Source organism: Streptomyces arenae (assembly GCF_022343545.1).
GTDB classification, from domain to species: Bacteria; Actinomycetota; Actinomycetes; order Streptomycetales; family Streptomycetaceae; genus Streptomyces; species Streptomyces humi.
Genome location: NZ_JAKQYH010000073.1, coordinates 118,614 through 129,947, shown reverse-complemented (window position 1 = coordinate 129,947; position 11,334 = coordinate 118,614). Strand labels below are relative to the sequence as shown.

Here is an 11,334-nt window from a genome sequence, read left to right as displayed (position 1 = left end):
GGAGCCTCCATGACCCACCCGTCCGACACGGGACCGGCCCCGGTGCTGGCGCTGAAGGACGTCTCCAAGTCCTTCGGTGCCGTCCGCGCTCTGCGGGACGTCTCCCTGGAGCTGTTCCCCGGCGAGGTGCACGCGCTCGCCGGGGAGAACGGCGCGGGCAAGTCGACGCTGATCAAGACCCTTGCCGGAGTGCACCGGCCGGACGCCGGCCAGGTGCTGCTCGACGGTGAGCCCGTCGTCTTCCACGGCCCCGGCGACGCCCGTGACGCCGGTATCGCCGTGATCTACCAGGAGCCCACGCTCTTTCCCGACCTGTCGATCGCCGAGAACATCTTCATGGGCCGCCAGCCGCGGCGCGCCCTGGGCCGGATCGACCACAAGGCCACCCGGGCGGCGACCGCCGCCCTGATGAAGCGGCTCGGGGTGGCTCTGGACCCTGACCGTCCCGCCCGTGGCCTGTCCATCGCGGACCAGCAGATCGTGGAGATCGCCAAGGCGCTCTCCTTCGACGCCCGGGTCCTGATCATGGACGAGCCGACCGCGGCCCTGACCGGCAGCGAGGTCGCCCGTCTCTTCAACGTCGTGCGCGCGCTGCGCGAGCAGGGCGCGGCCGTGCTGTTCATCTCGCACCGGCTGGAGGAGATCTTCCAGATCTGCCGGCGGGTCACCACGCTCCGCGACGGGGCCTGGATCGCCAGTGAACTCCTGGACGGCATGAGCGAGGACGACCTGGTGCGCCGGATGGTCGGCCGGGACCTGGACGAGCTCTATCCGAAGCAGGACGTGAGCGTCGGCGAGGTCGCCCTGTCGGTGCGCAGGCTGACCCGTGAGGGGGTGTTCACCGACGTCTCCTTCGAGGTCCGCGCCGGTGAGATCGTCGGCCTGGCCGGACTGGTCGGTGCCGGTCGCACCGAGGTCGCCCGCGCGGTGTTCGGCGTCGACCGGTGGGACGCCGGCGAGGTCGAGGTCCGGGGACGCAAGCTGACCAACGGCGCGCCCTCCACCGCGATGTCCGCCGGTCTCGCGTTGGTCCCCGAGGACCGGCGGGCGCAGGGCCTGGTGATGGACATGTCCATCGAGCGGAACATCGGCCTGACCGGACTGCGGACGAGTGTGAAGGCGGGTCTGGTCGACCGGGGTGCCGAACGCAGCCGGTCCCTGGACTGGGCGGTCAGGCTCCAGGTGAAGTACGCCCGGATCGCCGACACCGTCTCGACCCTGTCCGGCGGCAACCAGCAGAAGGTCGTCCTGGCCAAGTGGCTGGCGACCGGGCCGAAGGTGCTGATCGTGGACGAGCCGACCCGGGGCATCGACGTCGGCACCAAGGCCGAGGTGCACCGCCTGCTGTCCCAGCTCGCCGCCGACGGCGTCGCCGTCCTGATGATCTCCTCCGACCTGCCCGAGATCCTCGGCATGGCCGACCGCGTGCTCGTGATGCACGAGGGCCGCCTGACCGCCGAGATCCCGCGCTCCGACGCCACCGAGGAAACCGTGATGGCCGCAGCCACCGGGAGGACCGCAGCATGACGGCCACCGCTCCCAGCCCCGTCTCCACCGACGAGCCCCCCGCCACGAGCGGCACCCGGCTCGTGGACCGCGTCTTCAAGATGCGGGAACTCGCCATCCTGGCCGTGTTCCTGGTGATGATCGCCGTCACCCAGGCCGGCAACAGCGAGTTCCTCTCCGAGCAGGGCATCAAGGACCTGCTGCTCAACGCGACCATCCTGGTCCTGGTCGCCACCGGCCAGTCCCTCGTGGTGATCACCCGCAACGTCGACCTGTCCGTCGGCTCCACCCTCGGCATCACCGCCTTCGCCGCAGGCGACTACCTGCACAGCGGCGGCAACCCACTCGTCGCCGTCCTCCTCGCGGTCCTCCTGGGGATCGGCTGCGGGCTCCTGAACGGGGTGCTCGTCAGTTTCGGGCAGGTGCCCGCCCTCGTCGTCACCCTCGGCACCCTCTACATCATCCGAGGCCTCGACTCCATCTGGGTCGGCTCCCGGCAGATCACCGCCGCCGACCTGCCCGGCGCCTTCAACGACTTCGGCTCCGGCGGCCTGTCCGCGATCCCCTGGCTGGCCCTGATCGCACTCGCGGTCCTGGTCGCCACCGCCTACTACCTCAAACACTTCGGCAGCGGCCGGGAACTGTACGCCCTCGGCTCCAACCCCGAAGCCGCCCGCCTCGCCGGCATCCCCGTCCGCAAGCGGATCATCACCGCCTACACCGTCTGCGGCGCCCTCGCCGGCCTCGCCGGAGCCATGTACCTGGCCCGGTTCGGCAACGTCGACTCCAGCACCGGCAACGGCTACGAACTCACCGTCGTCAGCGCCGTCGTCGTCGGCGGCGTCGTCTTCACCGGAGGCTCCGGAAGCGTCTACGGCGCCGCCCTCGGCGCCCTCCTGCTCACCTCCATCAACAGCGTCCTGCCCGCCCTCGGCGTCAGCAGCGTCTGGGTCCTCGCCATCAACGGCATCCTGCTCCTGCTCGCCATCGCCGTCGACCGGATCGTCGCACTACGGGTGGCATCCGCCCTCAAGAAGAGGAACGCCCGCCATGCCTGAGTCCTTGACGCGCGCCGTCCGCTGGGACACCGTCGTCGGCGCCCTCCTCATCCTCCTGCTGCTGTTCTCGTTCTCCACCGTCGACGGCTTCGGCAACGCGCTGAACCTGTCGTTCCTGATCGGCAACACCCTGCCGATCGCGCTGATCGCCCTGCCGATGACCCTGCTGGTGGTCGCGGGTGAGATCGACCTGTCGGTCGCCTCGACCGCCGGCCTGTCCGGCGCGGTCATGGGCAAGCTCTGGAACGAGGGCATGGCCATCGAGACGATCATCCCGGTCTGTCTGGTCCTCGGCGTGGCCTGCGGGCTGGTCAACGGGCTGCTGGTGACCCGGCTCGGGCTGCCGTCGCTGGCCGTCACCATCGGCACGCTCGCGGCCTACCGGGGCATCGCCCAGATCGTCCTCGGCTCCGACGCGGTCACCGACTTCCCCACCCAGTACCTCGACTTCGCCGCCGGCCGGCTCGGCGGCACGTTCCTGCCACAGGCCTTCCTGCCCTTCCTGATCCTCCTCGTCATCGCCGTGGTCGTCCTGCACGCCACCCCGTTCGGCCGGTCCCTGTTCGCCATCGGCGCCAGCGAGGAAGCTGCCCGCTTCACCGGGATCCGCGTCAAACGCAACAAGCTGATCCTCTTCGTCGCGACCGGGTTCATGGCCTCGCTCACCGGGATCTTCTGGGCCCTGCACTACGCCAGTGCGCGGTACGACAACGCCACCGGCCTCGAACTGAGTGTCGTGGCCGCGGTGTTGCTGGGCGGCATCGACTTCGACGGGGGCAAGGGCACCCTCGGCGGGGCGATCGCCGGGGTGTTCCTGCTCGGCGCGCTCCAGAACGTGATGAGCCTGGTCAACGTCTCCGCGCAGTCGCAGATCGTCGTGACCGGTGTGCTGCTCGTCGTCTCGGTGCTGGGGCCTCGCGTCGCCCGGCAGGTTTCGCTGGCTCGGCAGAGGGCCGCGAAGGCCGTCTGAACACTGCGGGCCGTGTGTGGCTCGTCGCGCAGTTCCTCCCCCAGCCTTCGGCCGGGGTACCCCCGGCGCCCCCTGCGGGGCGCTCTCCTGAACCCTTCTTTCAGGCGTCTCCTGAACCCTTCTTGCAAAGGAACCGTCATGCGTAAGTCGTCCATCCGGCGTGCCGCTGTGGCGCTCGCCGCCGTGTCCTCCCTCGCTCTCGCCGCCACCGCCTGCGGCGGCACCACCAAGAACAACTCCGGCAGTGACGACCAGGCCGCCACCTCCACCGCCAAGGCCGATCCGAACGCGGCGCTGAAGAAGGGGCTCACCGTCGGGTTCCTGCCCAAGCAGGTCAACAACCCCTACTTCACCTCCGCCGACAACGGCGGCAAGAAGGCGCTCACCGAACTCGGCAGCACGTACAAGGAGGTCGGCCCCTCCAGCGCGACCGACACCTCCGGGCAGGTCAGCTACGTCAACACGCTGACCCAGCAGCAGGTCGACGCCATGGCGGTGTCGGCGCAGGACCCCGGCGCCCTGTGCACGGCGCTCAAGCAGGCCATGAGCAACGGCATCAAGGTCGTCACCTACGACTCGGACACCAACGCCGGCTGCCGCAACGCGTTCGTCTCGCAGGCGTCCGCCGAGGACCTGGGCCGTACCGAGGTGCAGCTGCTCGCCGAACAGATCGGGTACAAGGGCGAGATCGCCGTCCTGTCCGCCGCCCAGACCGCCACGAACCAGAACACCTGGATCGGGTTCATGAAGGACGAGCTGAAGGACCCCAAGTACAAGAACATCAAGCTGGTCAAGATCGCCTACGGCAACGACGACGCCCAGGCGTCCTTCCAGCAGACCCAGGGCCTGCTCCAGCAGTACCCGAACCTCAAGGGGATCATCTCCCCGACCACCGTCGGCATCAAGGCCGCCGCCCAGTACCTGTCCGGCTCCAAGTACAAGGGCAAGGTCAAGCTCACCGGCCTCGGCACGCCCAACGACATGCGCCAGTACGTCAAGAACGGCACCGTCGACGCCTTCGAGCTGTGGGACCCGGCCAAGCTCGGCGACCTCGCCGCCCGTACCGCCGTCGCCCTCGCCTCCGGACAGATCACCGGCAAGGAAGGCGAGACCTTCAAGGCCGGCGACACCACCTACACCATCGGCAAGGACGGCGTGATCAACCTCGGCAAGCCCACCGTCTTCGACGCGAAGAACATCGACCAGTTCAACTTCTAGGATCCCCGGGCGGTACTTCATGCAGCGCGTCTGTTTCCTCCTCAAGGTGCGGCAGGACCGCATCGCCGAGTACCGCGAACGCCACGCCGCCGTGTGGCCCGAGATGCACGCCGCGCTCTCGGCCACCGGCTGGCACAACTACACACTTTTCCTGCGCGACGACGGCCTGCTCGTCGGCTACCTGGAGACCGAGGACTTCACCGCCGCCCTCGCCGGCATGGAGGCCACCGAGGTCAACGCCCGCTGGCAGACCGAGATGGGCCCTTTCTTCGAGTCCCTCGACGGCGCCCGCCCCGACGAGGCCATGAGACCGCTCACCGAAGTGTTCCACCTCGCCTGACGCACCTCCGTCCCCTCAGGAGCCGCTCGTGAAACGACGTACCGTGCTCGGTGCCGCCCTCGTGGGCGCCATGGCCACCCCCGCCCTCGCCGCCGGCACCGCCCGCGCGGCCGACCCCGGACCGTCGGTGAACAAGAAGCAGAGCACCCGACTCGACGCCACGGCGATCTTCTTCGTCTCCTACGACGGGCTGGTCAACAACAACTCCTTCCAGAAGAACGGCCTGTTCACCTACAAGGGCTACCAGTACGCGGCCTGGTACACCTTCACCGGCTCCGCGGTGATCGGCCGCCGGGTGCTCGGGGGTTCCTCCTGGTCGACCGTCACCCTCTCCCACCAGCTCAAGTCCAGGGACTCCCACAACGTCATCTCCATGGGCGTGTCGAAGGTCGACGGCCGCCTCCACATCAACATGGACTCCCACAGCGACGGCTTCTTCTACGTGAAGTCGGTCGCCGGGCTGCTGGACGACCCCGGCTCCACCTCATGGACCTCGGCCGTCTTCGGCGCCGTCCAGACGTCCCTCGACGGGCTGGCGCTCACCACGCAGTTCACCTACCCGCAGTTCATCGCCACGCCCGAGGGCAGGCTCCAGCTCAGCTACCGGGTCGGGATCTCCGGGAACGGCCGCAACGCCCTCGCGGAGTACGACGGTTCGAGCTGGACCGCGCTGGGGGAGTGGACCAGCTCCACTGGCACGTACACCAGCACGCACGGCTCCAGCACCGCCCGCAACATGTACCTGCACGGCATCGACTACGACGCCGGCGGACGACTGCACGCGTTCTTCACCTGGCGTGAGCAGTCGGCGTCCGTGATGTGCGACAGCGGCGGCATCACCAACCACGACACCGGCTACGTCTACTCCACCGACCGCGGCCGCACCTGGCGCAACGACGCGGGCGCCCTGGTCGCCACCACCGGCACCTCGGACACCGTCGCCGTCACCGACTCCGGTCTGGTCGTCGACTCCCTCAACCCCGACCACTCCCTGATGAACCAGGAGAGCCAGTGGACCGACTCGGCCGGCCTCCCGCACGCGATCATCAGCTACGTCCCCGGCCGTTTCGGGCAGTGCACGACGGACTACGTCAGCGACCGCACCGCGGGCGGCCGCGCCTTCCACGTCCGCAAGAACTCCGCCGGCACCTGGCAGAAGACCGAGATCCCCGTCGCACTCGACTCCAGCCAGCGCACCAAACTGGTCCTGGACAAGTACGACAACGCCTACGCGGTGTTCCCGTACGGCCGGATCGCCGGTGCGTCCAGATCCTCCGGGTACACCGACTGGGCACTGCTGTACGACGGCAGCGACCTCAACGCCTTCGGCGAGGTCGTGATCGACGAACTGCGGATCAAGGCGGACGGCGTGCTGTCCTTCATGTACCAGGAGACGTCGAGCGGTACGACACCCTCGGCGCTCCACGTCGTCGATTTCGCCCTGCCCGCCTGACCCGGCTCCGTGCGCGAGTCATGTCGTAATGTGAAGCCCTTCCCGTGGTGGTCGTCCCGCCAGGTGTGAAGGGTTCTCCGCCGCCCGTATATCCCTGGAGGTCTCCGCCCGATGGCCCAGTCGGTGGGTATCAAGGACGTCGCCCGCGCCGCCGGAGTGTCGGTGGGCACGGTCTCCAACGTCATCAACCGCCCGGACACGGTCGCCAGTGAGACCCGGGCGCGGGTGCAGTCGGCGATCGACCGGCTCGGCTACGTCCGCAGCGAGTCCGCGCGTCAGCTGCGCGCGGGCCGCAGCCGGATCATGGGGCTGCTCGTCCTCGACATGGGCAACCCCTTCTTCGTGGACGTGGCACGCGGCGCCGAGCGGGCGGCACGCGACGCCGGACTCGGCGTGATGGTCTGCAACAGCGCGCAGAACGCCGGTGAGGAGGCCGAGTACCTCGCGCTCTTCGCCGAACAGCGGGTCCGCGGCGTCCTGCTCACCCCGGCGGATGCCACCGGCCGCAACATCGAGACGTTCCGCCGGCACGGCATCCCCTTCGTACTGGTCGACCGGGTCGCGGAGGGCACCACCGAGTGCTCGGTCAGCGTCGACGACGTGGCGGGCGGCGCGCTGGCCGTCCGCCACCTCGTCGACGCCGGTCACCGCTCCATCGCGTACGTCAGCGGCCCCCCCGGGCTCAACCAGGTGCGCGACCGCCGGACCGGCGCGCTGAACGCCCTCGCCGAGGCCGGACTCAGCCCCGACGCGCTGCGCGAGCTGCCCACCGAACGGCTCGACGTGGCCGCCGGACGGGACGCGGGCGCCCGCCTGCTCGGCCTCGCCGACCGGCCCACCGCCGTCTTCTGCGCCAACGACCTGCTCGCCCTCGGCGTCCTCCAGGCCATGTACGCGGCCGGTGTCGTCGTCCCGGACGATCTGGCCATCGTCGGCTACGACGACATCGAGTTCGCCGCCGCGGCCGCCGTCCCCCTCACCTCCGTACGCCAGCCCGCCGTCACCATGGGCGCCATGGCCGCCGACCTCCTCCTGGAGGAGACCGAGGAACACGACGGACAGCGACCCCACGAGCACCGCCGGGTGGTGCTCCAGCCGGAACTCGTGGTCCGCCGCTCCAGCCTCGCCGCCCGCTGATCGGAGATTCAGTAACGATTGCATGATCCCGGGGGCGGGCCACCCCCGGACGTGTGCTGAACTGGGACGCGTCCGTCCGTCCGTCCCGGGAGAACCGTTGAGCCTCAGCTACCGCCAGCCCGGCGTCGTCCTCACCGACCGCCACTTCACCGTCCCGCTGGACCACGCCGACCCCGGTGGCGAGACCATCGAGCTCTACGCGCGGGAGGCGGTCGCGAGCGACAAGGCGGACAAGGAGCTGCCCTGGCTGCTGTACCTCCAGGGCGGACCCGGTTTCGGGGCGAATCGTTTCGTCGGGCGGCAGGCCTGGCTCGACCGGGCCCTTCAGGAGTACCGCGTCCTCCTCCTCGACCAGCGCGGCACCGGCCGCTCCACCCCGGTCAACCGGCAGACCCTCCCGCTGCGCGGCGGCCCGGCCGCGCAGGCCGACCACCTGGCCCGTTTCCGTGCCGACTCGATCGTCCGGGACTGCGAGGCGATCCGCCCGCAGCTCACCGGCGGCGCCCCCTGGACCACCCTCGGCCAGAGCTTCGGCGGCTTCTGCACCCTGACCTACCTGTCGTTCTTCCCCGAGGGGCTGGAGACCTCCGTGATCACCGGCGGTCTGCCCTCCCTCGACGCGCACGCCGACGACGTCTACCGGGCCGCCTACCCGCGCATCGAGCGCAAGGTCGCCGCGCACTACGACCGCTATCCGATGGACGTCGAGCGGGTCCGCCGGATCGCCGAGCACCTTCTGGACCGCGAGACCGTGCTGCCCAACGGCTACCGGCTCACCGTCGAGGCCTTCCAGTCCCTCGGCCTGATGCTGGGCATGAGCGACGGCAGCCACCGCCTGCACTTCCTCCTGGAGGACGCGTTCGTCCGCACGCCGGCCGGTGCCGAGCTCTCCGACTCCTTCCAGGAACAGGTCCAGGGCCTCCTGTCGTACGCGGCCAACCCGCTGTACGCGCTGGTCCACGAGCCCGTCTACGGTCAGGACGCCCGCCCCACCGCCTGGGCGGCCGAGCGGGTGCGCGCCGAGTTCCCGCAGTTCGACGCGGCCAAGTCGCTCGCGGGCGACACCCCGGTGCTGTTCACCGGGGAGACCGTGCACCCGTGGGTGTTCGAGACCGACCCGTCGCTGCGGCCGCTGAAGGAGGCCGCGGACCTGCTCGCCGCCCGCACCGACTGGCAGCCGCTGTACGACCCGGCGCGCCTCGCCGTCAACGAGGTGCCGGTCGCCGCCGTCGTCTACCACGACGACATGTACGTCGACGCCGGGCACTCCCTGCGGACCGCGCGGGCGGTGCGGGGCCTGCGCACCTGGGTCACCGACGAGTTCGAGCACGACGGACTGCGCGCCGGGGCACCGCGGGTGCTGGACCGGCTGCTGGCCCTGGCACGGGACGAGGCCTGAGACACTCCCGAAGGGGCGCGGGGAACCGCTCGGCCGACACGGGAGACAGGGGAGACACGGGGGACATGACCATGGACACGGAACTGCTGGCCGGCCGCTTCCAGGAACACCGCGACCACCTGCGCGCGGTGGCCTACCGAATGCTCGGCTCGCTCACCGAGGCCGAGGACGCCGTCCAGGAGGCCTGGTTCAAGCTCGGCCGCACCGACCCGGACGAGATCCGGAACCTCGGCGGCTGGCTGACCACGGTGGTCGGCCGGGTCTGCCTCGACATGCTGCGCTCCCGGACCGCGCGCCGGGAGCAGCCGATGGACGAGACGTTCGTGCCGGACCCGGTGATCAGGCCGCTCTCCACCATCGACCCGGAACAGGAGGTGCTCCAGGCCGACTCCGTCGGGCTCGCCCTGCTGATCGTCCTGGAGACGCTGGAACCCGCCGAGCGGCTGACGTTCGTCCTGCACGACATGTTCACGGTGCCCTTCGACGACATCGCCCCGATCCTGGAGCGCAGTCCGGCGGCGACCCGGCAGCTGGCCAGCCGGGCCCGCCGCCGGGTGCAGGGCGCCACCCCGTCGGCCGAGCCCGACCTGGGCCGGCAACGCCGGGTCCTGGACGCCTTCCTGGCCGCCTCCCGGGGCGGGGACTTCGAGGCGCTGGTCGCCCTGCTCCACCCGGACGTGGTGCTGCGCGTCGACTCGGGCGCCCTGGTGCGCGGCGCCGCCGCCTCCAAGCTGGTGCGCGGGGCCCGGCCCGTCGCCGAACAGGCCTTCACCTTCCGGCAGTTCGCCGGCACGGCCCGGCTCGCCCTGGTCAACGGCACGGTGGGCATGGTCAACACGCCTGCGGGCGGCCCGCGTTCGGTGATGGCGGTGACCGTCGTCGACGGCCGCATCACCGAGATGTACATCCTCGCCGACCCCGAGCGGCTGGCCCGCCTGGAGTTCGCTGCCGAGGACGACTGACGGACGGCTGACGCACGGGACGGGCTGACGCCCGGACGGCGCGGCCCGGCCCGGTCAGTAGCGGGCCGCGCTCTCCAGCAGCGGCGGGTACACCGCGCTCGGCACCCCGTCGACGGTCGCACCCGCGTACTTGAGCATGGCGCCGACCCTGCGGTTGAGGTCGTACGGGAAGTTCAGGGACGGCGCCGACACCTCGTCCAGCCGGGCCGTCTGCTCCGGCGTCAGGCGGACGTCGAGGGCGGCGAGGTTGCCCTCCAGATGGGCCGGTGTGCGCGGGCCGATGAGGGTGGAGGTGACGCCGGGCCGGTTCCGCACCCAGGACAGGGCCACCGCGGCCGGGCTCGTGCCGATCTCCTCGGCGACGGCGGCCACCGCCTCGATGACGGTGAACTGCGCGTCGTCGGGCTGCCCGAGGAGGGCGGCCCGCTTCGCGTCCGCGGGCGCCGCCCGGCCCTTGCGGTACGCGCCGGAGAGGTAGCCGTTCTTCAGCGGGCTCCAGGGCAGCAGCCCCATCCCGGCGTCCTCGGCGAGGGGCACCAGCTCGCCCTCGACGGTGCGTTCCAGCAGCGAGTACTCCATCTGGAGCGCGGTCACCGGCGTCCAGCCGCGCAGCAGGGCCATGGTGTGGGCCTTGGCGGTGAACCAGGCCGGGGTGTCGGAGAAGCCGACGTAACGGATCTTGCCGGCCGTCACCAGGTCGTCGAGGGTGCGCAGGGTCTCCTCGACCGGCGTGGCCCAGTCGTGGTTGTGCAGCCAGTACAGGTCGACGTGGTCGGTGCGCAGCCGGCGCAGCGAGTCCTCCAGCTGGCCGACGATCGCCTTGCGGCCCGCGCCGCCGCCGTTGGGGTCACCGAGGTGCAGGTTGCCGAAGAACTTGGTGGCCAGCACCAGCCGGTCGCGGCGGCCGGGGCGGGCGGCGAGGAAGTCGCCGATGATCGCCTCCGAGTGGCCGTTGGTGTAGAAGTTCGCGGTGTCGACGAAGTTGCCGCCGAGGTCGAGATAGGTCTGGAGGATCTTCTCCGAGTCCTCGACCGAGCAGCCGAACCCGCCGTCCTCGCCGAAGTTCATCGCGCCGAGGCAGAAGGGGCTCACCTTGAGCCCGGACCGGCCGAGACCGACGTACGAGTCGAGTGCCATGAAACGCTCCGTGGAAGATGGATGGGGCATCCGGTTCTCCGAGCAAACCAGCCTGAGCTGCGGGAACGTTAGGGCGATCGGACCGGCGGCTTGCACGATCCTGTCGATGTGGACGGCGGGGGCGTTGCGGCCGGCCCCGCGCGGCGTTTGAATC

General features: G+C 70.5%; 10 protein-coding genes. 9 read left to right on the top strand and 1 reads right to left on the bottom strand.

Annotation, left to right across the window (positions count from 1 at the left end):
* Nucleotides 1-9: 9 nt before the first annotated feature.
* From MB828_RS36185 to sigJ, 9 genes are all read left to right on the top strand, one after another.
* Nucleotides 10-1,527, top strand: a complete 1,518-nt coding sequence (locus tag MB828_RS36185; RefSeq protein ID WP_301651868.1) for a sugar ABC transporter ATP-binding protein — start codon at nt 10-12, stop codon at nt 1,525-1,527.
* Complete coding sequence (locus MB828_RS36180; RefSeq protein ID WP_301651867.1) at nt 1,524-2,564, top strand: ABC transporter permease; 1,041 nt, start codon at nt 1,524-1,526, stop codon at nt 2,562-2,564. The genes MB828_RS36185 and MB828_RS36180 overlap by 4 nt, the downstream gene beginning before the upstream one ends.
* On the top strand, nt 2,557-3,534 hold the full coding sequence (locus tag MB828_RS36175) for an ABC transporter permease (protein WP_301651866.1): 978 nt from the start codon (nt 2,557-2,559) through the stop codon (nt 3,532-3,534). The genes MB828_RS36180 and MB828_RS36175 overlap by 8 nt, the downstream gene beginning before the upstream one ends.
* Nucleotides 3,535-3,672: 138 nt before the next feature.
* Nucleotides 3,673-4,752, top strand: a complete 1,080-nt coding sequence (rhaS, locus tag MB828_RS36170; RefSeq protein WP_301651865.1) for a rhamnose ABC transporter substrate-binding protein — start codon at nt 3,673-3,675, stop codon at nt 4,750-4,752.
* A 19-nt stretch (nt 4,753-4,771) separates the two neighbouring features.
* On the top strand, nt 4,772-5,092 hold the full coding sequence (locus MB828_RS36165) for an L-rhamnose mutarotase (RefSeq protein WP_301651864.1): 321 nt from the start codon (nt 4,772-4,774) through the stop codon (nt 5,090-5,092).
* A 28-nt stretch (nt 5,093-5,120) separates the two neighbouring features.
* Nucleotides 5,121-6,545, top strand: coding sequence for a BNR repeat-containing protein (locus MB828_RS36160; protein ID WP_301651863.1), 1,425 nt, complete (start codon nt 5,121-5,123; stop codon nt 6,543-6,545).
* 111 nt (nt 6,546-6,656) lie between these two features.
* The gene (locus MB828_RS36155) at nt 6,657-7,682 is read left to right on the top strand and encodes a LacI family DNA-binding transcriptional regulator (protein WP_133022717.1); all 1,026 of its coding nucleotides are present in this window, start codon (nt 6,657-6,659) and stop codon (nt 7,680-7,682) included.
* Between the two features lie 97 nt (nt 7,683-7,779).
* Complete coding sequence (locus tag MB828_RS36150) at nt 7,780-9,081, top strand: alpha/beta fold hydrolase (RefSeq protein WP_301651862.1); 1,302 nt, start codon at nt 7,780-7,782, stop codon at nt 9,079-9,081.
* A gap of 65 nt (nt 9,082-9,146) precedes the next feature.
* On the top strand, nt 9,147-10,043 hold the full coding sequence (gene sigJ / locus MB828_RS36145) for an RNA polymerase sigma factor SigJ (protein ID WP_301651861.1): 897 nt from the start codon (nt 9,147-9,149) through the stop codon (nt 10,041-10,043).
* A 54-nt stretch (nt 10,044-10,097) separates the two neighbouring features.
* Here the strand turns inward: sigJ and MB828_RS36140 are convergent, their stop codons facing one another.
* Complete coding sequence (locus tag MB828_RS36140; RefSeq protein WP_301651860.1) at nt 10,098-11,180, bottom strand: aldo/keto reductase; 1,083 nt, start codon at nt 11,178-11,180, stop codon at nt 10,098-10,100.
* Nucleotides 11,181-11,334: the final 154 nt, after the last annotated feature.